General features: G+C 49.9%; 15 protein-coding genes. All 15 read right to left on the bottom strand.

Annotation, left to right across the window (positions count from 1 at the left end; translation table 11 throughout):
• Positions 1–23: 23 nt before the first annotated feature.
• Positions 24–566 carry a MarR family winged helix-turn-helix transcriptional regulator gene (locus tag ABC831_RS17125; protein ID WP_343249311.1) on the bottom strand — a complete coding sequence of 181 codons (543 nt, stop codon included), beginning with the start codon at positions 564–566 and terminating at the stop codon, positions 24–26.
• A gap of 67 nt (positions 567–633) precedes the next feature.
• Positions 634–2490: an alpha/beta hydrolase gene (locus ABC831_RS17120; protein WP_343249310.1), complete on the bottom strand. Its 1857-nt coding sequence runs from the start codon at positions 2488–2490 to the stop codon at positions 634–636.
• Positions 2491–2871: 381 nt separating this feature from the next.
• Complete coding sequence (locus tag ABC831_RS17115) at positions 2872–3186, bottom strand: DUF1540 domain-containing protein (protein WP_158354063.1); 315 nt, start codon at positions 3184–3186, stop codon at positions 2872–2874.
• Between the two features lie 497 nt (positions 3187–3683).
• On the bottom strand, positions 3684–5600 hold the full coding sequence (gene thrS, locus ABC831_RS17110; RefSeq protein WP_343249309.1) for a threonine--tRNA ligase: 1917 nt from the start codon (positions 5598–5600) through the stop codon (positions 3684–3686).
• A 558-nt stretch (positions 5601–6158) separates the two neighbouring features.
• On the bottom strand, positions 6159–13328 hold the full coding sequence (locus tag ABC831_RS17105; RefSeq protein ID WP_343249308.1) for a carboxypeptidase regulatory-like domain-containing protein: 7170 nt from the start codon (positions 13326–13328) through the stop codon (positions 6159–6161).
• A 208-nt stretch (positions 13329–13536) separates the two neighbouring features.
• Positions 13537–14580, bottom strand: a complete 1044-nt coding sequence (locus tag ABC831_RS17100; protein WP_343249307.1) for an aldose epimerase family protein — start codon at positions 14578–14580, stop codon at positions 13537–13539.
• Positions 14581–14585: 5 nt separating this feature from the next.
• Entirely contained in the window at positions 14586–16700 is a 2115-nt protein-coding gene (locus ABC831_RS17095) for a glycoside hydrolase family 36 protein (protein WP_343249306.1), read from the bottom strand.
• A gap of 606 nt (positions 16701–17306) precedes the next feature.
• Positions 17307–18224 (bottom strand): M14 family zinc carboxypeptidase, encoded by a 918-nt coding sequence (locus ABC831_RS17090; RefSeq protein WP_343249305.1) that lies wholly within the window; start codon positions 18222–18224, stop codon positions 17307–17309.
• Positions 18225–18351: 127 nt separating this feature from the next.
• The gene (locus ABC831_RS17085; protein WP_343249304.1) at positions 18352–19596 is read right to left on the bottom strand and encodes a glutamate-5-semialdehyde dehydrogenase; all 1245 of its coding nucleotides are present in this window, start codon (positions 19594–19596) and stop codon (positions 18352–18354) included.
• Positions 19597–19657: 61 nt separating this feature from the next.
• Positions 19658–20218, bottom strand: a complete 561-nt coding sequence (locus tag ABC831_RS17080; RefSeq protein ID WP_343249303.1) for a 5-formyltetrahydrofolate cyclo-ligase — start codon at positions 20216–20218, stop codon at positions 19658–19660.
• Positions 20196–20417: a DUF896 domain-containing protein gene (locus ABC831_RS17075; protein WP_343249302.1), complete on the bottom strand. Its 222-nt coding sequence runs from the start codon at positions 20415–20417 to the stop codon at positions 20196–20198. The genes ABC831_RS17080 and ABC831_RS17075 overlap by 23 nt, the downstream gene beginning before the upstream one ends.
• Before the next feature lie 11 nt (positions 20418–20428).
• On the bottom strand, positions 20429–21289 hold the full coding sequence (gene proB / locus ABC831_RS17070; RefSeq protein WP_343249301.1) for a glutamate 5-kinase: 861 nt from the start codon (positions 21287–21289) through the stop codon (positions 20429–20431).
• 113 nt (positions 21290–21402) lie between these two features.
• Complete coding sequence (locus ABC831_RS17065; RefSeq protein WP_343249300.1) at positions 21403–21672, bottom strand: acylphosphatase; 270 nt, start codon at positions 21670–21672, stop codon at positions 21403–21405.
• A 34-nt stretch (positions 21673–21706) separates the two neighbouring features.
• Entirely contained in the window at positions 21707–23071 is a 1365-nt protein-coding gene (locus ABC831_RS17060) for an MFS transporter (RefSeq protein WP_343249299.1), read from the bottom strand.
• A gap of 300 nt (positions 23072–23371) precedes the next feature.
• A complete protein-coding gene (gene glgX / locus ABC831_RS17055; RefSeq protein ID WP_343249298.1) occupies positions 23372–25666 on the bottom strand; it encodes a glycogen debranching protein GlgX in 2295 nt (764 codons plus the stop codon).
• Between the last annotated feature and the right edge of the window lie 8 nt (positions 25667–25674).

Below are 25674 nucleotides of genomic sequence, written 5' to 3'. Positions count from 1 at the left end.
CAGTACAACAGCCGTCCTTTGCATCAATCAGCATCCTTTTTCTCTCCGGCGGACACTGCGCCGCCTTCCTTGTTAAAGGCTTCCGTGAAACCATCCAGAAGCTCTTTGAAGGTATCAAGGTATTCTTCCGGTATCTGGTCCGCCAGTTCAAACATTCTGTGAAACCACAGCCTGTAGATATAATCGGAATATTCCTGATATGCTTGTTTTCCTTTCGCGGTTACGGTCACAAACACATCTTTTTTATTATCCGGATTGTTACTTTTCTGTAAATACCCTTTTTCTACCAGCTTCTTTACATTGTTGGAAAAAGTCCCCCTTGTTATCCCCATTCTCGACGCGATCTCCGACATTTTCTGGCTGCCGTCGGCCTCCAGTATATATTCCAGTGTCTGAATCTGCGCAGAGGACGTCTCCACATTTGTATTTTCCAAATAAGAAACTGTTGTATAACGCCTAGCATATACGTTAAAGAGCCTGATAAACTTTTCCACCAGGTCTCTGTGTCTCCCCATCCAGTCAGTTTCCATCGTATCCTCTGTTCCCTCTTTCCATTCTTCCGTCATTTTCTCTCAAAATTATATACGATCAGACTGAAAAAATCAAGGAATTCACCGGATGGATCGGATACGGTTACTTACTAAACAAAGACGCCGTAAACATAGTGTTGGCGCTGGTCATCACCGAGTAGAACAGGCCAAAGACCAAAGAACCGGTATAAATGCTGCCGGTCTCTTTAAAATACTGGCGGGATATCAGCGTCGCCGCCGGTATTAATACCAGAAGCGGGAAAAGGTTAACGATACGCATGGAATTAAACACCGTGTTTCCATCAGTAAGGATGGAGGCATACTGGATGGCTATCAACACTACTAATCCCATTATATTGCTGATACAGCTCAGAAGCAGGACTTTCCACTCTTTCCATCCCTCCACCCGGTTATTCCCGTTTACCGCTATGGAATTTACCAGATAGAAAACAGCAAATGCCGGCAGATACGCCAGGGCATATAGCAGTTTATCCGGGCCGAATGTTTTCATGGCCAGTACCCAGAAACGAAAGTCCGTTCCGAAAAAATAATTTGAGATAAAAAGTATCCCGTAAGCGGAGAAAACCGTCAGACATGCCAGCAAAAGCGCTTTTAAAAACCGGCGCGGGGAGATACGGATGCCCCAGCTGCTAAGCTCTGCCCCCCTTTTCTTTCCATAGACACGGTATACAAGGAACAGGACCGCCAGTATACACAGCCCGGCCATCAGTGACCAGCCTGCCAGCTCGTTTGTGTTCCCTTCGCCGAACAATCTGTTATACACCGCAGGTACAAAGGTCTCTTTTCCGATCAGGTGAAATCCTATTGGCATCAAGAGTAAGGCGGGCAGCGCCGTATTGACCAACACCGTCAGCCAGAAAACACCTTTTTGGCCCACCGTCCGGAGTGCCGGTGCAGGAGGAGCAGCGTTCGCCGTCCTGATTTCCCCGAAAAATTTCGTTGATAAGAGTAATTTTGAAAACGGAAACAAAAACAGGAATATACCGATAAGCCCTAGCAGATTGAATAATTCTTTGTAAATCCAAATCTGGCTGCCACTGGCTATTTTACCAAAGCCGGATGGTACACCGAATACCTCATAAAAATAATCAACCATAGCTGCGGCACTGTTCCTGGAAAAATGGTTCATCGGATGGATCTCCGGTACCTGATACAGAACCCGTTTATAGGTTTCCCCCTCTATTGTCCCCTCATAAATGCGGCCGTTTTCTACCGGACCGGTTACCTTAGCGTCTACCTGGTTTACAAAAGATCTGGCATTTTCGCTCTCCAAAAGCCGAGCCGGATTATTATCTACGTCCGGCTGCCGGAAAAACCATTCATCATACTTGGCAGCAATGACACCATAATCCACGGTGATCGGTATCGGCTCCTTCCTATCTTCCCTTTCATAAAAGGTATAGGGAGGATCACAGCCGACACTTAATACCGCGGATATTTTATTCACTCCCTCTCCCTTTGCTTCCTGTTCGATATAATACCTGGCCGTGTTGTTTGCCTGGTCCGCACCCATGGAATGGCCCGTAACGGCTATCTTGTCTTTATCTATGTAATTTAAAGATGCGTAAAGTGTTTCCACCGTATCTACCATACTGGTATATTCACTCATATCTTCCGAATGGATGGATGATTTTCCATGCCGGTAGGAATCCGGCGCGAATACTACAAATCCCCTTCTGGACAGTTCGATCAGATTTTGATCCTGCATCTCTTTATTATTGTAGCTTCCATGGCCGGTAATGATCAACGGCAATGGATTTTCCTGTGTCGCAGCAACCGGTTTGTACATCCAGCCGCTGATACTGGCGCCATCTGACCCGGGAATCATGAGCTCCGTCACCTCCACTTTCCCTCCATCTGTCTGAAGTATATAGGCGCCGACAGAGCTAATCAGACACAACATTAATGCCAGAACCAAGAACAAACGCGTTTTCTTCATAGGGTTTCCTCCTCCTTTTTTGTTTTACCCCAATACATTTTGCTCTTTAATTGTATCATGACAAAACAAATTTCGCAATTAAAATTTCCTGCATTCTTATTATTCTTATTATTCATAAATAGACGCTTGTGAAACACCTGCGGCTGACCGCATAAGAGTCATCTTCCTTTCCGCCGCAGTGCGATCCCCGCGGAGCTTTTTCATTACATAGGAACATTTTCTTATGAAATGATATAAAAGAAGCCGCGCGTTCATAATACACGCAGCGGCTCCTTTTCATTCATTTTTCAAATTTTGACTTACCATAATTTTGACTTACCATAAAAATGATTCTGAGGACTTTTGAAGTAAAGTTTTCTTCCCTGTCAAAATCCATTCGGATTAGTGGCAGCAGAAGCTGGCACACTCCGTCTGTTCACAGTGACATGCGTTAGAACCGGCGATACCGATGTGTCTCGCATCACAGATGCAGTCTTTGTTGTAAATACAGTCAGTTGCCTTACACTCTACATTAATCGTCTGGGTAGGATGTTCCGTAGCACTTAAAAAAGATTCCCCACGCTTCTCTTCAAAACTGCGGCAGCAGGTATCTTCCGAACTTTTGGCTTCTCTTCCATCTACACAGATCTCACCACGACAGCAGCATTCTCTTTTATTATAGACACAGCTGTCAACAGAACAATCTAATTGTGGCATCCTAATTTCCTCCTTTTGAATAGATTCCAGGAATATTATGTGCCTTTTCCTCTGATTTTATCCTGACTGCTACATAATCGAAAAATAATTAATGTTCGGAAAATTCATCTGATCCATCAAATAAAAAACGGTTAACTTTTCCATCCGAACGGAAAACATTATCATGAAACTATCGAATCGCAATATTATAAGCCAAGCATGCTAAACTTTTTTTACTTTACCTTCCTGGAGACATATTACTTTTTTATGACGCACAAAAGCGCCCAAAATACGGGCGCTAAGTGCTCACAGCTATAAACTATATAATACGTTGTTTCAATCCACGCTCGGTAATTTCACAGAATACGACTTTTATTGCTGCGTGCCTTGACCTCATGTCAATGGGGGATACCGATTTCTCTCCGTCCCCCACTGCCGTTAATCTTGTTTTGGGTGATTCATCTCGCCACCTGCAGAGGTGGGAGAATTCTCACTTATTTCGTTAAATATAAAAACTATTATTTAGGAACTGCCGTTTTCTTTGTATGAATTTCTTCCTGAACGGTCTGAATAAACACATCCAGTCCCTGAGGTCCTTCATCTCCATTTGCCCTGCTTCTTACCGCCACGGTTTTACTGTCGGCCTCTTTTTCTCCGACTACCAGCATGTAAGGTATTTTCTGTGTCTGAGCCTCGCGGATCTTATAGCCGATCTTTTCCGCCCGTGTATCTAATTCCGCTCGTATTCCGGCGTCTTTTAATTTTTGAAGCACTTCTGTTCCGTAATCGATGAACTTATCTGATATCGGCAGTACCTTGACCTGGACCGGAGCGAGCCAGGTAGGGAATGCACCGGCAAAATGTTCGATCAGAATTCCGATGAAACGTTCCACCGATCCAAAAGCCACCCGGTGAATCATGATCGGTCTGTGGCGTTCTCCGTCCGCGCCGATATACTCCAGGTCAAACCGCAGCGGCATCTGGAAGTCCAGCTGAATCGTTCCGCACTGCCAGGTTCTGCCCAGGGAGTCTTCCAGATGGAAGTCGATCTTCGGACCGTAGAACGCGCCGTCCCCTTCATTGATTACATAAGGAAGATTCAACTCTTCCAGGGCGGCTTTCAGGGAATCCGTAGCCATCGCCCAATCCTCAGCGCTTCCCATGCTGTCCTCGGGCTGCGTAGACAGTTCCACATGATATTTAAAACCAAACAGGCTGTATACCTCGTCAATCAGCTGTACAACGCCTTTGATCTCCTCTTTGATCTGTTCCGGCATCATGAAGATATGCGCGTCATCCTGGTTAAAGCAGCGGACACGCATCAGGCCGTGAAGAGCTCCTGATTTCTCATGGCGGTGCACCAGGCCGATTTCCCCCATGCGGATCGGCAGGTCACGGTAGGAATGAGGTTCTGATTTGTATACCAGAATGCCGCCGGGGCAGTTCATCGGCTTGATGGCGAAGTCTTCCTCATCAATCACCGTGGTATACATATTATCCGCATAGTGATCCCAGTGTCCGGACGTCTCCCAGAGTTTCCGGCTCAGCATGATCGGCGTGGAGATCTCCACATAGCCTGCCTTCGTGTGTATCTGCCGCCAATAGTCCAGCAGGGTATTTTTTAACACCATGCCCTTTGGCAGGAAGAACGGGAATCCCGGGCCTTCGTCCATCATGGTAAATAAGCCCAGCTCTTTCCCCAGTTTCCTGTGATCACGTTTCTTCGCCTCTTCGATCCGGTCCAGATATTCCTGCAGATCGGCACTCTTGGTAAAGGAAGTACCGTAGATTCTCGTCAGCATTTTATTCTTCTCGCTGCCGCGCCAGTAAGCTCCTGCCAGGGAGGTCAGCTTAAATGCCTTTACAGGCTTTGTGCTCATCAGATGAGGTCCGGCGCACAAATCCACAAATTCACCCTGCTGATAGAAACTGATGGTCTCCCCTTCGGGCAGATCCTCAATCAGTTCTACTTTATAGGGTTCATCCTTATCCTTCATAAACTGAATGGCTTCTTCTCTGGGAAGTGTGAACTGCTCGATCTTCAGATCTTCTTTGACAATCTTCTTCATCTCCGATTCAATCTTCTCCAGCTCTTCCGCCGTAAACGGCTCTTCCCGGTCCATGTCATAGTAAAAACCGTCCGCAATCGAAGGCCCGATCGCAAGCTTCGTCCCGGGATACAGTCTCTTCACGGCCTGAGCCATAATATGGGAAGTCGTGTGGTGGAATGCCGCGCGGCCTCCTTCATCGTTGAAAGTCAGGATGTTCAGATTACAATCCTTATCAATCATCGTGCGCAGGTCCACAACTTCCCCGTCTACCTCTCCTGCACAAGCCATTCTGGCCAGTCCTTCGCTGATATCTTTGGCGATATCAATGACAGACACGGCGCTTTCAAATTCTTTTTTAGATCCGTCTTTTAAAGTTACAATCATCTTTGTATCTCCCTTCTTTACTCTCCGCCTGCGGCGGGCCGCGCAAGCGGCATCTTCTTTTCCGCCGCAGTGCGATCCCCGCGTAGCGTTTTTTATTTCATAGGAAGTGTTCCTGTGAAATAAAAAAACCGCCTCTTTCCATACTGTATCAGTACGGAAAGGGACGGACATCTTCTATATATGATCCGCGGTTCCACCCTTCTTGTTTCTTGCAAAACCACTTCATTTGGACCGATAACGGGGTCACCGTGCCGTATTAAGGCCGCTCCGAGATGGTATTCAGATACCTTCCCCATAAGGCGCTTCCAGCTGATTCACGCCTCTCTCTGGATGGTTCTCATATCCTACTGTTCTCTTCTGCGCTTTGGCGGTTATGTTTTGTGTTTACAACTAGACTTATTATAAGCACCCGCCCGAAATTTGTCAAGGGTCAAAGAAACCACTAAAAGAGATAAAAGGGGACATGTCCATTTCAGTTTGGGACATGTCCAAATCGTCAAAAAATCAAAATGGACATGTCCCAAACTGAAATGGACATGTCCCCTTTTGATTAAGATACTATTTGCGATTGACTATCTTTTTTCTAGTAAATATTGCAGCTATACCGAACAGACCTGCCAAACTAAGCATCATCATCAGGCCCATCGGATTCTGATCCCCTGTCTGTGCGGCGGAAATCTGACTGTCAGAACCGCTGCTCTGGGAATCGTTGTTGTGTTTGGTATCCGGCACATCATGCTTTTCGATCGGGGTGTAGATAATCGCATACGTGGAATACCTGTCGGAACTAAATCTTAGTGTATCTCCGATCTGGGTTGTCTGCAATACCTCCGCAACTCCGTCGTGATAGCGGACCACGGCATAATCCCTGCCGCCCCGCATCCCTTCCGGAATCGTAATGGTAAATACGATCTCTCTTGGAACATTGCTGACCAGTAAGCTTTCCTGGCTTCCATCCTGCCAGGTAATATTTTTTATCAGACTAATGTCGAAATAGGAGCCTACTGTTCTGCCGCCCGCCGCCTGCTGGATCTGCTGTTTTTCCGCTGCATCCGCCGCTATAGCGGTTACTGTGATGACTAATCGGATGGATTTGCTGTTATTGAGTTCCTCGGAGCTGACTACTAATCCGATCAGATCTTCCGGGTTCTCCTGAAGTGCGACCTGGGTTCCCGCTGTCTTTATATCTAAACTTACCTCTAAGGAGACAGCCTTGCGGATTAACTGATCCAGTTTCCGAATCAGCTTATCTTCTACCTGGCTTTGTTTGCCGCCCAGCGCATCGTACAGTTCTTTGGCCTGCGCGATCTGGCTCTTGGCAGAGCTGATCTGGGCCTCACTGCTGGTGTTGGGATCGATCAGAGCGCGGATAGCATCTTCCGCAGCTTTCACCTGGGTATCCTTTTGGATATGCAGACCGCCGCTCAGGTCTGTCTTTCCGCCGTTTACGGTTACCTGGATGCTGTGTTCCGGATATTTGGGGTGTGTGATAGTGACCGTGATGGTCCCGTCCGGCAGATTCTCTATATGGTACCGGCCATTTTCATCGGTCACGTCCGTATCCAGAGTCGTCCCTTTGTCGTCCTTCGCCGTGATCTGCGCGCCGCTGACGGGATCCTTCTGATCATTCGTCAGGGTACCGCTTATCTCAGCGCCAAGGTTTGTGCTGATGTCAGGCTTCTCACCCTTTTGTCCATTTACTTCAGTTACTTTCTCGCCTTCTACTTTCAGTTCGGAAGTATTGGCTTTTCCATCCTTATCCACCGTCAGAGAATGCTCCCCGTCCGGGATATTGGTTATCTCGTAATGGCCGTTCTGGTCTGTTATATCTTTGCCCAGCTCCTTGCCATTTTCATCTTTTACGGTTACCTCCGCATCACTGATCGGGTTCCCGTCCTTGTCGGTTATGGTTCCTTCCACACTGGCTCCGCCTGCCTGTATCTGGGCGTTCTTGTCTCCTTCTACCTTCTGGCCTCCTTCGGTGATATCCACCGAACCGTTCTCGGTCTTACCGTCTTTTTCGATGGTAATGCTGTGACTGCCATCAGGCACATTGGGAATCTGATAATCGCCGTTGGCATCTGTCGTATCTTTCCCCAATTCTTTTCCGCCCTGATCCTTGATCACTACTTCGGCTCCCTCGACCGGTTTGCCGTTTACATCTGTGACTTTACCTTCAACATCCGCTCCACCTACCGGCAGCTGCACATCGTCGGTTCCGGTTACATTCTGGCCGTTGCCGGTGATCTCTACTTTACCAGTTTCGGTTTTTCCGTCTTTTTCGATGGTCACATCATGTGTTCCATCGGGAACATTGGGAATCGTATAATCTCCGCTGCTGTCTGTCGTATCACGGCCTAATTCTTTTCCGGTTTCATCTTTTACCACGACCTCGGCGCCTTCCACCGGCTTACCGTTCACATCCGTGATATTTCCGTTTAAATCAGCTCCGCCCACCGGCAGCTGCACGTCGTCGGTCTCGCTTACATCCTTGCCGTTGTCCTTGATCTCGACCTTTCCGGTCTCGGTTTTTCCATCCTTCTCGATGGTGATATCATGATTTCCGTCCGGTACATTGGGGATCGTATAGTCCCCGTTGCTGTCTGTCGTGTCCCGGCCCAGCTCGTTTCCCTGGCTGTCCTTGATTACAACTTCCGCTCCTTCTACCGGCTGCTTGTTCACATCCGTGATCGTTCCGGTTACGTCGGCTCCGCCCACCTGAATCTGGCCGTCACCACCACCGGTTACTGAGTGTCCGTTATCGCTGATTTCCACCTGGCTGCTTTCAGACTTTCCATCTTTTTCGATCGTGATATCATGGGTTCCATCCGGTACATTGGGGATCGTATAGTCCCCGTTGACGTCCGTTGTATCGCGCCCCAGTTCGTTACCGGTGTGATCTTTTACTACCACTTCCGCACCCTCAACCGGATTACCGTTCACATCTGTTACCGTACCGCTTAACTCCGCACCGCCTGTCGGCATCTGTACATCATCGGTTCCGCTCACATTATGACCGTTATTGGTAATCTCTATCTTTCCGGTCTCGGTCTTTCCATCTGCTTCAATGGTCACATCGTATTTTCCGTCCGGTACATTGGGGATTGTATACTCGCCGTTGCTGTCTGTCGTATCACGGCCTATCTCTTTTCCGGTTTCATCTTTTACCACAACCTGGGCATCTTTCACCGGCTGCTTGTTCACATCTGTGATCGTTCCGGTTAAATCAGCTCCGCCTACCGGCAGCTGCACATCTCCGGTTCCGCTTACATCCTTGCCGTTGTCCTTGACCTCGACCTTTCCGGTCTCGGTCTTTCCATCCTTCTCGATGGTGATATCATGATTTCCGTCCGGTACATTGGGAATCGCGTAATCCCCGTTGCTGTCTGTCGTATCCCGGCCCAGCTCGTTTCCCTGGCTGTCCTTTATTACAACTTCCGCTCCTTCTACCGGCTGCTTGTTCACATCCGTAATCGTTCCGGTTACGTCGGCTCCGCCCACCTGAATCTGGCCGTCACCACCACCGGTTACTGAGTGTCCGTTATCGCTGATTTCCACCTGGCTGCTTTCAGACTTTCCATCTTTTTCGATCGTGATATCATGGGTTCCATCCGGTACATTGGGGATCGTATAGTCCCCGTTGACGTCTGTTGTATCGCGCCCCAGTTCGTTACCGGTGTGATCTTTTACTACCACTTCCGCGCCCTCAACCGGATTACCGTTCACATCTGTTACCGTACCGCTTAACTCCGCACCGCCTGTCGGCATCTGTACATCATCGGTTCCGCTCACATTATGACCGTTATTGGTAATCTCTATCTTTCCGGTCTCGGTCTTTCCATCTGCTTCAATGGTCACATCGTATTTTCCATCCGGCACATTGGGGATTGTATACTCGCCGTTGCTGTCTGTCGTATCACGGCCTATCTCTTTTCCGGTTTCATCTTTTACCACAACCTGGGCATCTTTCACCGGCTGCTTGTTCACATCTGTGATCGTTCCGGTTAAATCAGCTCCGCCTACCGGCAGCTGCACATCTCCGGTTCCGCTTACATCCTTGCCGTTGTCCTTGATCTCGACCTTTCCGGTCTCGGTCTTTCCATCCTTCACAATGGTGATATCATGATTTCCGTCCGGTACATTGGGAATCGTGTAATCCCCGTTGCTGTCTGTCGTATCCCGGCCCAGCTCGTTTCCCTGGCTGTCCTTGATTACAACTTCCGCTCCTTCTACCGGCTGCTTGTTCACATCCGTAACCGTTCCGGTTAAGTCCGCGCCGCCCACCGGCAGTTTAAAATTGCGGTCGCCCGTTACATTTGCCCCGTCATTGCTGATATCAATGGAGCTGTTTTTACTAACCGTGTCTTTTTGTGCGGTAAGTGTATAGCTTCCGTCAGGCAGATTGGACATTTTGTAATCTCCGGCAGCATTTGTTACAGTGCTGGCGATCGTTTGATCGCTGCCATCCTTTAATGTTACCTGGACTCCATTCAGCGGCAGGCCATTCACATCCGCTATCCTACCGGTGATCTCTCCATGGTTTGGCTGAATATCCACGTTGATCTGAACCGCGGCAGTCGTTCCGTTGGCGTCTGCGGCCTGTACCGTCACAGTACCCGTTTGGGTTTCTGTGGGCGTACCGGCGATCTGGTTATTCTCCAGTGCGAGTCCCGCCGGCAGCGTACCTTCTGAGATACTGAGTTCCGCGTTTCCGCTTCCTCCCGTCACCTGAAGCTCTACCGGAGTGATGGCTTTTTGGACTTTACCCGTTATGTTGTTTGCAGTTGCTGTCAGCTGTACCGGTATCGGTTTTCCGGACGCGGTAATCGAGACAGAATCCGTAACGGAAGTGATCGATACCACACCGCTCGTCTTATCATAGGTGTATCCGGTTCCCTCTTGCAGCACAGTTCCCATCAATACCGTAATCGTATCCGGCAGTCCATAGCCTGCTTCCGGCGTCAATGTCGTACTGTAAGCTTCCCCGGAGTTAACATAGCGCGGGCCGTTATGAGTAATATTGGACAGTTTCGCCGTTACATCCAGCACATGTTCCACTACTCCGGTTCCGTCTTTTCCGGTCAGGGTCGTATCCGGGCTGGTGTTAAGCGTTCCGCCTTCCACTACGATAACCGTATCGCCTTCGGGATTCTGGATCACGATATCACCCAGATTCAGGGTTCCGCCGGGTTTCACAACCACCACCGGTTCCCCGCTGCCCGTATCAATGACCACTTTTGAATCGTCGCCATAGACATCTGACGGTAATTCCCACGTCTGATCGTTGTCTACGATGATCGGATCCTTCACGATAATGGTTCCGTTATGATCCAGATAATCTTTGGCTTTGTCAAAGCTTTGTACCGGGTTATCTTTCGTTCCGTCTCCCGTGCTGTCGCTTCCGTTCTGGCCATCCACATACACCTGATCTTTTTTGTAATCCGGTTTATTTTGGGTAATTTTAATGGAATGATCAGCCGTGTCCAGGTATGTATACCACACAGAAGCAGTCGAACCCGATCCCACTACCGGTACCGTAATTTTCTTGATCGACTGGTTGAGAATATTGTTAACTGCGGCCTCATCCTTAATCGTATCCGAAACTTTGGCGATTACTTTGCCTTCCGCATAATTTAACGGCTTGATCGTAATCGTATAATTCAAAGGGCCATCCAGATAGGCAAACTTATCCGCAGTGCCGCTATTATAATCAAGATAAATCTCTGCGTTTACCTGTGCGTTTCCTGAAATATGGAATTCCGCACTGGCCTCGTTCTGTGCACTGTGGAATACTCCGCTCCCCTTTGTAGCGGTATTGGAACTTTCGATGATGCCGCCGGTCATAACAAAGGTTTTCGCGAGTGAGGTATTATAAATTCCACCACCCCATCCAGCCGCATGATTATCACTGACGCGCCCGCCTTCCAGATATAAGCTACCAAGATTATAAACACCGGCTCCCGAATAATTGTTGCTTTCGTTAGTTGTACGGTTTCCTGAGATAACTCCGCCCTGCATGTGGAAAGTTGCATTTTTTTTAATGAGAATACCGGCGCCCTGGGCTCCGCATGTATTATTCACAATACTTCCGTTCACCATAACACACGCAGCATTCCCCGCGTCCGTATCATCTCCGATATATAGAGCTGAGCAGCCGCTTTCGGTGGACATCTGGTTCTGAATAACTGTCCCCTGATCAATGACTAATTTTCCGCCCGGAAACACTTGAATCAGTTTTAATGAAGAAGATATCCCCTTCCCGTCAATCGTAATCCCATCCAGAATCACGTCTCCGTAAATAGTGATCTTCCCGCCGCTCGAGCTTCTGTAGATCGTTCCGCCGGTCAGCGTCAGATTCTTACTGATGCTCAGATTTGAAGAAAGGGGGATTTCTCCCTGAATCGTGATGGTATCCCCGGAATTTGCAGCGGAGATCGCTGCGGTCAGTTCGCTATAGGTCGTAACCGGGCCTGAAACATTCAGCGTAGATACCCCCAGATACTCGGAAAAATGGGTGGTCTGGAAAATATATTTGCCATCCTCGACCCGGCCTTCCATTTTGGTCAGTGTTCCATCATCCGCCAGGTGATATACGGCAAAATTTTCCTCCGCCATACCTTCGGGGATCTCCATGGATACCTCCACCTGACCTTCGGGCTGAACCTGTTCCCCGTCTATCTCAAGGGAAATATCCAGGTTCTGATAGGCCATATTGTCATAGCTGATATTTTCTTCTTTTTCGGCCAGTTCCTGCAGGACCTCATCCGCCACCTGGCTCTTTTCCACGTTTAAGCTGGTATCGGGATCGACGATCTCCTCGTTATCCGCCGTTACCGTTACGCCCAGGTCCGATTCCAGAACGACCGGTCCCGCGCTCACTACCCGCACCGTCGCAGCGGGGAAAAGTAAACCTTCCTTAAGCGTCAGGTTCTGTTCCGCAAGATAACCCTCTGCCGGGCTCGCCTGAAAGACATAGTCTCCCAGTACTGTGCCGTCATAATGATCACCGTTCCACTGAACCGGAATTTTTATCGTGTTCGGTTCTGTGGTATCATTCCCGGTCTGTTCCGTATCCGCATCTTGCGGCGCGGAGGTTACCAAAGCATCCAGTGTTTCGGGTAAACCAAGATCCGATATCCGTGTTTTAAATTTTACTTCGCAAATAGTATCCGGATTCCAATTACTAAATTCTGTAATGGTCAAATGTGTGTCCGCATCTGTGTTATCCGCATTTGGTGCCGTTCCATCTGGTGCCGGGGTATCCGTCGGCTCTGGTGTATCTGTAGGAACCGGCGCTTCCGGTACGCTCCCGGGAACCGGTGATTCCGCAGCTTCCGGGTTATCCGCCGGAGCCGGTGATTCCGTAGCTTCCGGTCCGTTTCCCGGGGCTGGTGATTCCGTCGCTTCCGGCCCGTTCGCCGGATCTGGTGTTCCGGCCGCCTGAGGTTCGTCTCCTGGCTGCGCCGTTACCTGCGCGTCCGTGGAAGCCATATCGTCTGATACGTTTTGGACACCGTCCTGGGATTCCTGCGGCATTTGCTCTGGCCCGTCTATGTCTCCTCCTTCCGTCTTATTCACATTTTCTCCCGCATAGGCAACCTGCAAATTTGTTAACATCGTACTGCTTATCATGGCACAGGCTACTAATACAGTAAAGGTGCGTCTGAGCAAGCGTCGGCACATTTCTCTTCCATGTTTTCTAAGACCTTTGGAATCCGCATCCTTCATAAAAATCCTCCTTTCCCGCTATTTCATATCTGTTTTATTTGTATTTCAGAGTCATTTCATGAAATACTATGTCCATTATAGAAAAAACAGGAAAGGAATTGGAGTATTTTAGGTTTTGTTGTTATTTATTGTTATTTCTGAAAAAGGACCTGAAATTAAGGCAAATTTACTAAGAAACACATAACACAGGTAACTTGTATTTATACACTTATTCATGTATGTAAAATTTATAGAGAGTGGCCGTCTCATATATCTCACCCGCTTTTACGAAACTGGCAGGAAATACGGGCTTATTGGGCGTGTCCGGGAAGTACTGCGTCTCGAAGCAGACACCGGCCCATTTCTCATACCGGCAGCCGCCTTTCCCGATCTCCCCGTCCAGATAATTTCCCGTATATACCTGAACCCCCGGCAGGTCGGTAACCATTTCCATGGAAATACCGCTCTCCTGGCAGGCCAATAAGGCAAACGGCTTCCCGCTGCCCGGCTCATTCAGCACGAAATTCTGGTTATAGCCTCCTCCCCACCGCAATTCCTGCTCATCAGAGCAGATCTCCTGTCCGATTCGCTTAGGAATCCTGAAATCCATCGCCGTTCCCTCCACAGGGCAGATCTCACCGGTAGGGATACAGGCCTGATCCGCAGGTGTATAGGCATCCGCGTCGATCCACAGCAGATGATCTTCCACTGTCCCCGAGCCGTGCCCACCCAGGTTAAAATAACTGTGATTCGTCATATTGAATATGGTGTCCTGATCGGATACCGCATGATAAGAGATCTTTACTTCATTTTCTTCTGTCAGTGTATAAGTGACCTGAATATCAGCCCGGCCCGGGAAACCCTGGTCACCATCCGGACTGTGCAGCCTAAAAGAAACAGACGGCTCCGCTTCCGTTCCTCCTGCCGCCGCCTCCCACATCCGTTCAAAATACCGGTCAAACCCGCTGTGCAGGTTGTTACCGCCCTCATTTTGATCCAGATGGAATGTACGGCCGTTTTGGGTAAAGGAGGCATGGCTGATCCGGTTTGCATTTCTCCCGATCACCGCCCCCAGTCCGGGATCATTGTTCCGGTAACTGTTCAGGTCCTGATAGCCCAGCACTACATCCCGCATTTCTCCATTGCGGTCCGGCACCACCAGCCTGTACAGGACTGCGCCCAAATCACAGACCGTCAATTCCATTTTATTCTCATTCACCAAAGTGTACAAAGTCACCTGGGAGTCCGATAGATATGTTGCTGTAATCCCCATTTTCCTTATCCTTTTTTTATAAGGCAGACCGCTCCCGCCGTCCATTCCTCCATCTTTTTCACGATTACCTGTGTCTCCTCCACACGGAAAATATCTCTTCCATATCTGCCGGCTGCTTCAAATCCTTTTTCTATCGGAATACTGAACTCCTCATTCGTATCCTCAAAACCGTGGCAGATAATCAGTATTTCCCTGTCATTTGCTCTCACCACCGCCTGGGTCCCCTTTGGATGCCGGATATACGCGCTGCGTTTTCCGAAAATCCTGGAAACACCGTTTTTCAGGATATGTTCCAGTCCCTGATAGAATCTGATCCCGTCGGATATGGTCTGCCACTGATCCTCTGACAACTGTTCGACGTCTCCAGAGAGACAAAGCCTTCCTAAAAATCCCGCGGCCACGCCGTACTCCAGCCGCTCCTTTGTGTGATCTTTTCGAAGAACGGCCCAGATCTGATTCTGCCTGGGCAATACCAGGTTCTGCAGATTCGCGGCAATGTAAGGGATTTCCCTGGCTTCATGGGCGTCTGAGAAGGAGGTCATGGCCGTGACGGCCAGCATGGACGGCTCCGTCCGGTTTCCGCCGGATGCGCAGTTTTCGATGATGAGTTCCGGAATCTCCTTTTTCATGCGCAGAAAGAAATCACGCACCCCCTGCATCTGTCTGCGTAAGCCCTCTCCCAGGCTCTCGCCGCAGTCACAGCCCATGCCTATGTTCCCGTTATAGTCCACCTTCAGATAGCCGAAATCATATTCCTTCAGCAGACCGATGACGTGCGCATGCAGATAGTCTGTCACTTTTGGATTCGTAAAATCCCAGTAGGTCCGATAGGGACCGTTATGGATCACCACGCCGTTTCTCTTCAGATGCATGGAGTCGTACTCTTTTTCGTACACCCGGGAGCCCATGGTTGTCACTTCGAATTCCAGCCAGATTCCGGGAACAAATCCGTCCTCCCGAAGCTTCCGGTTCATCTCTTTCATATCGGGAAACCGTTTGGTGTCTACCAGCCACTCCCCATTGCCCAGCTGTTCCTGACTGTCTTTGCTCCAGCCTGCGTCTATGACCAGATACCGAATGCCTTTCCCCTTTATGGTTTGGGCAAACTGGAGTACTTTTTCCTGGGTGGGATTGCCCCAGGAGGCGCAGTACTCATTGAAAATCACCGGCAGTCCCTTCTCACCATAGGCGTCCGCGGCGATGTTCTCAAGCCTGGTCAGGCTCTGGCAGGCCTCATAGATATCTCCCTTCACAACTGCCACATATGCCCTGGGTGCGCAGAAATGTTCCCCGGGCCCCACGTTCTTCGACCAGGCGCCCTTTTCCTCATCTGCGATGCCGCCGCTGAAAGACAGCGTATCTCCATCCCTGGAAAGTTCCATCTGCCAGGAAGCGTTATATTCCAGAGCCGCGGCCCAGTATAACTGCTGTTCCCGGTCCTCCACCGCTGCCGTTGGAAAATAGGTCTGGGTGGTCCAGCTTCCGATCGAGCCGAACTTCTCACTTTTCGGGAACGGAGAGCACCAGGCTTTCTGAAGGCCCAGTTCTTCGATGTTCTGCGCCGTATGCATTCCCTCCAGTGCCCAGCCGCCGCGGAATCTGTGAAGAGCCAGTTTATCCGTCTGGTCTGAGTCCTTCTGACAAGGGCTTAAATTCTCCAAGCAAAAACTGCTGAGCATCTCAAGCACCATATTCCTGCCGCTCTCATTCACAAATTCCGTTTCACAGAAAATGGCCGTCTGACCATGCGTCCAGGTCAGCGTATGTATCACTTTATAACGCTCCGGCGAGGCCAGAACCGTAATGATCCTGGTCTGCGAGTCCTGCGTTTCTTCCCACTGTTTTTCAAACCGGAGCTGGTCGGTACTTTCTGAATATTTCATGGTGGAACCATTTCCCAGACTCCGCTTGTGATGTCCAAGATGCAGATGCACCAGCGACCCCGGCTTCCACTCTTTGTTATATTCGTTCGCCGCATCGGCCGCTGCCGGCTCAGAATCCCAGTTAACAGCCAGCCTGCCGGCCTCATCTGCCGGAAGCATAACAAAAGAAGTCCTTCCCTCGTCCGTTACCAGATAGGTAATCTGTGTTTTTCCTAACATGTACTTGTAAGTTTGCATAGCTAAACTCCTTCTATAAAAGTAAATACGAATTTTTTCCGTCCCAATTTTTACTCAAAATTTATCTGCCAATCAATCCTGGATTTTTTGTCACTTCAGGCCAAGTACAAAATCCGGTATTATGCATGTCTGCTAACCACCACCTTTCTCAATAACCAGCAGATTCTAACTGCCGCAAAACATAATTCTCGAGAATCCTTTTCCGACTTCAGGAAACTGTAGGATCTTCTCCAGAATCTCATTTATTTTTCATTCTGTCAATATACTAAGACCGAATTTATCTAAGACAATGGTTCTTAGAATTACTGTTCACAGCCGTTGAAAGGGGACTGGCACCTTTCGGCAGTAAAGTCAAACCTAACAGTAACTGCGTGGAGAAAGGGGCCTGTCCCCGGATGCCGGCCTATACAAGCAAAAAAGCGCCAGTTCCCCCGGATGCCGGCCTATACAAGCAAAAAAGCGCCAGTTCCCCCGGATGCCGAACTACTCCAGTCAACATCCGGGGACAGGCCCCTTTCTCCACGCAGTTACTGTTAGGTTTTACTTTACTGCCGAAAGATGCCAGTCCCCTCTCTAACGGCTGTGAATGGTAACATCTATTCCTTTTTAATATAACATCTTTCTTCTGGATTCTGATTTTTCAATCCGAAGAATTTCAAGCGGTATGGTATGTATTTCCTCCCATGCTTCCTCCTGATAGCGGATGTCCAGCGGGAAACCCGCTTCCTCCTCCACCGTCTCCACTGTAATCGCAGGCTTGCCGATATATTCGGAATAATAATGAACCGTGTTGCCGCCGCTATTATTGGTCAGCATCTCCTCTTCCTTCTTGCCCATAGAATATTTGGATATATTCGACAGCCGTTTCGCGATCCGGCGCTGCCGCTGGTTATACAGCCCTGACATCGCTCCCCGGTAATAGTAGATGATCTTCCCTCTGGAATGAAAATCCAGATAGCCTATTGACGGAGCCGTCTGAAATACAGTGACCAGCAACCGGCTTTCCGCCTCGCTGAGCGGCATCTCGTTGGGACGCTGCTGCACATAGGAACGGGATGGAAAGTTCCGGTTGATATCCACTCCCCGGGCATTATATTTCCAATCCTCATGAGGAATATTCATCATCTTTGCCGCCTGCCTGAGAATCGGATTGCGGATCTGATCAAATCCATGCAGCGCGATCTCATACCCATCCGGGTTCAGCAATGGAATGAAGCTGATTTCATAGCCATTCAGCAGATCAAATACATCATATTCACCGATTTTTATCCGTTTTTCGTATGCTTCGCAGTACTCTTCGATCATCTTAATCATTAAAACCGGGTTAATCGTCTCTCTGCCATGGACCCCGGCTGTGCAGATCAGCGTCTTCTCTCCGTTACCAAGCCGGATCATCGGAATTTTCCGTTCATCATGGCTATGTCCGATCACCTGGATCTGAATCAGAGACCGGTAGTCCCCGGCCAGATCATTCAGCCGTTCCATCATTTCTTCATAAGTATAAGTTTTATTCAACTGTACCAAATAAGAACCCTCCCGAACATATCGTTTGTTTTGTAAGGCTTGGCCTTCAAAACATTATATGTGGGAGGATTCCAACTTATGATTAAAAATTAACATATGTTAACAGTTAGGTTTGATAAAAAGGGGGTTATTCGCGGATCTGCCCGTCACCATAAATAATAAACTTCGTAGTGGTCAGCGCCTGTAAGCCCATCGGCCCTCTGGCGTGCAGCTTCTGGGTACTGATCCCGATCTCCGCTCCGTAACCGAACTCAAAGCCGTCGGTAAACCGGGTGGACGCGTTGACATAGACAGCCGCCGCGTCGATCTCATTTAAAAATTTCTGGGCATTGTGATAATCTTTGGTGATAATTGCCTCAGAATGCTTCGTATTATATTTATTGATGTGGGCAATCGCCTCATCGATTCCGGACACGGTCTTCACACTGATGATATAATCCAGATATTCTGTCCCGTAGTCCTCCTCGGTGGCACAGGCTAAGTCAGGCTCGGCCTGACGCGCCCGCTCATCCGCGCGTATTTCCACATTCTTCTCAGCCAGTTTCTTTTTTAATACGGGCATGAACTGATCCACCACAGCCTCATGTACCACCAGGGATTCGCACGCGTTGCAGACACCGATTCTCTGGGTTTTCGCATTGTTAACGATATTCACCGCCATCTCAAGATCCGCCGATTCGTCTACGTAGATATGGCAGTTTCCTGTTCCGGTCTGGATCACGGGTATCGTGCTCTGCTCCACCACAGTCCTGATCAGCCCCGCGCCTCCTCTGGGGATCAGCACATCCACATACTGATTCAATTTCATAAAGGCAGCGGCCGTCTCCCTGCTGGTATCCCCGATCAGCTGGATCGCATCCCCGGGAATCCCTCCGTCCTCCAATGCCTCCCGAATGCAGGCAACAATGGCCATATTGGAATGGATCGCGTCGCTTCCACCCCTTAAGATCACCACATTCCCTGTCTTAAAGCACAAACCGAACGCATCGGCGGTCACATTGGGCCTGGATTCGTAGATAATACCGATTACCCCCAGCGGAACCCGCTTCTGCCCGATCAGCAGCCCGTTGGGCCGCGGTTTCATGGAAATCACTTCTCCTATGGGGTCCTCCAGCTTCACCAGCTGCAAAAGCCCTTCCGCCATTCCCGCGATCCTGTCCTGCGTAAGCAAAAGCCGGTCTACCAGCCCGGCTTTCATACCAGCCGCTTTCGCATTTTCCACATCCAGTTCATTGGCCTCTAAAATCTTCTGCTGCTGCGCAGTCAATGCCGCCGCTACCTTCTCCAGTATCCGGTTCTTCTTATCGATCGACAGGATACGCAGAACAGGTTCCGCAGTTCTGGCCCTTTGTCCGATTTCCATTAATTTCATCTGGGCTCCTCCTTTTTCTGAGTAAATACATTTCCGTATTTCTGAGTAAATTCATATTTTTTTATTTTATCCGTATCGTCCTGGCTTCGGTAATCAGCCAGTCCGGCTTCCTGTCATAAGGACCCGCCGGCACCCGCGGCACAATCTGACTCTCAAAACTGACCGCAGCCTTCAAAAGTTTGGGATGTGACGCCAGATACCGGTCATAGAATCCCTTCCCATAACCGATCCGGCCGCCCTCCTGATCAAAAGCCACGCCCGGCATAATCATAAATACTCCTTCCTCCGGAGTAACCATCGTCCCTTCCACCGGCTCCAGGATTCCTCTAAAGCCCGGCCGCAGTTCCCGGAAATCCCGTATCTCATAAAATTCCATACGTCCATCCCCCAGAACCTTCGGCACTGCGGTGCACTTTCCCCTCTTCCACGCATCCTCGAACAGGGGCCGCATATCCACCTCTCTGCCGAAGTTCACGTACAGCAGCAGGCACCTTGCCTGCCCGTACGCCTGCAGTTCCGTCACCGATGCACAGATACGGTCGCTGAACCGGCGCCAGTCCTCTGCCGGCATCTGCTCTCTGCTCTTTAATATGGTTTGTCTAATGACCTTTTTTTCTGCCATACTTCTCACCCAGATCTGTGATAGAGCCGTCCTTTTCCTGGATCGAAATATTGTTCAGCTGCCCCCGCAGGTTCCCGCGGACCGCCTCCAGGTATTCCTGCCGAAGCGCCGCCTGCTCCTTTAATTCCTTTTGTGTAAGCCCTTCCGCCTTAGACTTCCGGTATAGCTCGTTGATTCTGCCTATCTTTGCCTCATCCATATTATAGTCACCTAGTAACCGGCCTCCACATAGTCCGCAAGAGAAAACTCCTCTTTTCTGTGGGCTACGAATAACGTGCCGAATTGTTTTCCTTCCATTATTCTATGTATCACATGGACATCCTTCCCGTTAGCGATCACCAGATCGGCCCCGGACTCCGTAGCGATCCTGGCCGCTGTCAGTTTGGTGGCCATACCGCCGGTCCCTACATTCGTACCGGTAGACGCCTTCCCCATCTGCATCAGCCGCTCATCCATATGCTCCACCATATCGATAAACGTAGCCTTGCTGGTCTTATGGGGATCGTCGGTAAAAAGCCCGTCGATATCAGACAGCAGGATCAGCAGGTCCGCCTCCACCAAAGCCGCCACGATCGCGGACAGCGTGTCATTATCTCCAAAACGCATCTCATAAGTGGAAACCGTGTCATTTTCATTGACAATCGGTATCACTCCCATATTCAGCAATTCCTGGAACGTATTATGGGCATTCACCCGGGTGGCTTCCTCCAGCATCGTATTCTTTGTCATCAGGATCTGGGCGGCGATCTGGTTATACTCACCGAACAGCTTCTGATAAGTCATCATCAGCCGGCATTGGCCGATCGCCGCGCAGGCCTGCTTCTGTGCGATCCGGTCCGGCCGCTCCTTTAAGCCCGCCGCTTTCTTCCCCACCGCGATCGCTCCGGAGGAGACCAGTATGATATCCTTTCCCTGATTGCGAAGATCCACCAGCTCCCGGATCAGTTTTTCCAGTTTGATCAGATTCAGATTACCGGTCGTGGGGTGCGTTAAGGAAGAAGTCCCTATTTTGATTACGATTCTCTGTCTGTCTTTTAATTGTTCTCTGTAGTTCACCGCTCTATCCCTCATATCTTTTTTGTCACTGCTGACTTTTTTGTATTTTCCATCATAACCTTAAATGCGAGATCCTGCAAGCCCTGAGAAGATTTTTTTACAGTTGCTTAACTCCTCCCCAGTCTGCATCAGCCTTTTCTATAAAACCCGCTCTCCGACACCACCGGCATGTCCTCCTGCCAGATTCGCTCCGGCTGAATCCAGGTGGTACCACGGCTGACCGCCAGCAGGAATTTTTCGACATCTTCCGGTTCTCCCTGGATTTCCAGTTCCACCATGCCGTTGTCCAAATTTTGAACATAACCGCTCAGGTGGAAGGCGGCGGCGTTTCGCTGGGCGAAGAATCGGAAGCCGACTCCCTGTACTCTGCCCATGACATATAGGTGCTTTCGTATCATAAGGAATGCTCCTCCTTTTTACTTCAGGTATACTTCAGGACTCTTCCGGCTGCCGGTCCAGCTCCAGGTAATCCCGGTCTTTCAGGGCCGCCATATTGATACAGAATCCTGTGAGTCCTGTGAGCAGGAAGATCAGAGCGATTCCGGAACCTTTTCCGCTGCCTACCAAAAGACTTATTCGTGATTGGATAGGGGATGAATAAGCCATCCATGGCTCGAATACGTAGTCCGCCAGGATTCCACCCAGCAGATAACCCGCCGGTATAGTGAAAAACTGGAATGTCGCCTGTGCGGAAAATATACGTCCCTGCATCTTAACCGGTATCTGTTCCCGCATTACGCTGGACATGCCGGCGTTTAATAAGGGAAGCGGAAAATTTCCTAAAAAGGCCGCCAGCGACCACATGGTTTGATTTCTGCCGACCGCCCACAGCACGTCACACGCCAGGAAGGAGAGCCCGCAGGACCAGAAGATCGTTTTTCTCCGGCTGCCCGGCAGCTTCGCAAAGGTGGCCAGAAGGCCGCCGCACAGCGTTCCAAATCCCAGACAGGCCGATACAGCCCCCAGAATCTTGGTGTTGTTCGCCGTTCTGGATAGGATTAAGGCCGGCATCAGCGCATTTCCTCCCATGGAGGCTAACAGATTGACCAGGGCGAAGAACAGAATCATTTTCCAGATTCCGCGGCGTTTTTTAAGATAGCGGATGCCCTCCATACTTTCCTTCCAGAATCCTTCTTTCTTGGCTTTTTTTGTAGTTGGAGCCTTCGGTATCTCTGTTGGGGCAGCTGGTATCTCTGTTGGGATCTCAGGTATGGGGATCAGGAAGGCCAGTGTGAGAAATGCCACAGCAAATGAGATCAGATCTACCGCCAGAACCGCCCGCAGCCCGCCGAATGCCATCACGGCCGTCGCCAGAGCCGGCTGCAGGATTGTGACGCACGAAGCGGACAGCGCCTGCATTCCGCTCACATTGGAATAGTATTTTTTCGGTGTCAGCAGGGTCACCGCTACCATGGAGGCCGGCTGCTGAAACGCATTCATACATCCGATCAGCAGATTGATCAGATACAGGTGCCACAGCTGTAAGCTGCTTGTACACAGCAGCAGAAGAATCGTGCCGCTTCCTGCGGCCGCTATGGTGTCACAGACCAGCATGATGTTTTTCTTCTTCCATCTGTCCGCCAGCGTTCCCGCGGCGAAGCTGATCATCACGTAGGGCAGGTAGGAAAAGAACGCCATAGACGCCGTGCTCATGGCGGTTCCTTTCTGCTGGTAAGCCCATAGTACCAGCGCATAGCTGGTCATAGCACTACCAAGCTCCGAGATACCCTGACTGATCCATAGCAGGATAAAGTGGGTTAATCCTGTTTGATGTTTATTAAATTTTTGTCCTTTCATGGCTATTGCTCCTTAATTTTTTAACAGCTGTTTCATTAAGAATGCAAAGCCTGCCCGGACACTACCTATATCGCTCCATGCAATACTGCCCGGTTAAGCCCTGCATGGAGCTTTTACAATTACCTGTTTCATCTTATATTCTCTCCCTCCTGCTTATTCTTTCCTTACATGCTTCTATTATAACAATTAGTAAGTCCATCCAATTGTACTATAATTCATTCATTTTGATATATATTATTGCCAAACTCATAAGCTTCCTGCAAATGATGTGTTTGATCGATCCGTTTATTCTTCTGCCGTTCAGAAGCCTTCCAGCAGCAGGATACTTCTGGGTTCAATCCTAACGGACTGCCTTTCCACAACCGGCCTTAACGAAGGTTCTTCCATAAAGTCCTGCCCCGGCCCCTTGGATGTATCCGCTATCACCCGATAGGAAAGGCCCTCCGGCAGCTGCGGAAGTATCACTTCATGCGCTTCCCAGTGCATATTCATTCCCAGATACAGGATATCATCCTTCGTGTCCTGCTCATCCCTGCCGGCGAACAGGACACCGAGCACCCGCTCATCTTCGGAATGGTCCAGATCCCAGGGCGAGGTCCCGTGAAAACTGGTCGGCGGGAAACCGCAGGCAGCCGCCCTGCTCTGATCTCGGAGGATCGGGTGCGCCTTGCGCAAAGCGATCATGTTCGTGAAATACCGGTAGATATCCGCGTGTTTCTCAAGATCTGTCCAGTCAAGCCAGGATATCTCATTGTCCTGGCAGTAGGCGTTATTATTGCCCCGCTGGCTGTTGCCAAATTCATCCCCGGAGAGAAGCATCGGCGTTCCCATGCTGCACAGCAAAACCGTGGCTGCGTTTTTGATCAGCTTCCTTCGAAGCGCCAGCACGGCGCTGTCATCGGTATCTCCCTCTGTCCCGCAGTTCCAGCTGTTGCCGTTGTTATCCCCGTCCGTATTGTCCCAGCCATTGGCCTCGTTGTGCTTTTGATTATAGGAATACAGGTCTGCCAGGGTAAATCCATCGTGGCAGGTCAGGAAGTTCACAGAAGCGTCATCTCCTCTGTAGGCCGGATCATACAGATCCGGGGAACCGATGATCCGCTGGGCCACCGCGTCCCGAAGTCCCGGGTCGCCCTTCAGAAACCGCCGCAGGTCGTCCCTGTATTTTCCGTTCCATTCCGACCAGCGGCCCCAGGATGGGAAACTGCCCACCTGATATAGTCCGCCCGCGTCCCACGCTTCCGCGATCAGCTTGACGCTCCCCAGGATCGGATCATAGGCCAGCCGCTCCAGTAGCGGCGGTTTGCTCATGGGGGAACCGTCCTCATTTCTGCCCAGGATAGAGGCCAGGTCGAACCGGAAGCCGTCGATCCGGTAAGCCGTCACCCAGTAGCGCAGGCATTGGATGATCAGGTCGTTCACGATCGGGTTATTGCAGTTTAAGGTATTGCCGCAGCCGCTGAAATTATAATAATATCCTTCGGGGGTCAGAAGATAATAGATATTGTTATCCAGTCCCTTAAACGAGATATAGGGGCCGTTTTCATTGCCTTCCGCCGTGTGATTGAACACCACGTCCAGGATCACTTCGATTCCATTCTCGTGCAGCTCCCGGATCAGGGTCTTAAGCTCATCGTCCACACCGTTATAGGTCGCCGCACAGGCATAGCTGGAGTTGGGGGCAAAATAGCATACGGTGTTATATCCCCAGTAATCCAGCAGCCGTTCTCCATTTACCATACGGTCGTCCCGGCATTCATCAAACTCAAAGATCGGCATCAGCTCCACCGCGTTGATCCCCAGCTCTTTGAAATATCCGATCTTCTCCCGGATACCTTCAAATGTACCGGGATTTTTTACCGCTGCCGACGGATGCTTCGTAAAACCGCGGACATGGAGCTCATAGATGATCAAGTCTTTAAAATCCAGGTGGGGCTGGTCATTTTCCCCCCAGTCAAAAGAATTGTGGACGATTTTCCCGCGGAATGCCTTCCGCCTATCGTAAGGCTCCCACTTTCCCCAGATATGCTGGCCGGCCACCAGTCTGGCGTAAGGGTCTAAAATCAGCTTGGTTTTGTCGAACAGCAGCCCCTTTTCCGGCTGATACGGTCCGTCCAGACGATAGGCGTATTCCGTCTGGTCCGGGTCGATGCCGTAGACGATCATGGAATAGACATTCCCGATCCGAAAACATTCCGGATACGGGATTACCGCATAGGGCTCCTCTTCCTCCGGATGAAACAGAACAAGCTCACAATAGACCGCTCCTCTGGAATGAATCGTAAAACAGACACCTCCCAGGGTGACGGTCGCCCCGTTCGTCAGATACATGCCCGGCCGTACCCGGTATCCGTTCACCAGGACAGCTGACGTATCCTCCGTTCCCTCATTCTGGTTTATATTCGTTAACTCCTCCGCGCATTCCATACGATTCCCTGCCTTTCTGTTGAGTTCTCCTGTCTTACTGTTGGGTTTTCCTGCCTTTCTGTTGGGTTTTCCTGCCTTTCTACTTGTCAGATTATCCTGATTATTTCTGGATTTTGCTGTCCTCCCTGTTCGTTCGATCTCTCCCGTTCGTCTGACCTCCCCGTCCATCCATAAGG

Origin of the sequence: Diplocloster hominis, assembly GCF_032380655.1 — a bacterium.
Lineage (GTDB): Bacteria > Bacillota > Clostridia > Lachnospirales > Lachnospiraceae > Diplocloster > Diplocloster hominis.
This window is presented reverse-complemented; position numbering and strand designations above follow the sequence as displayed.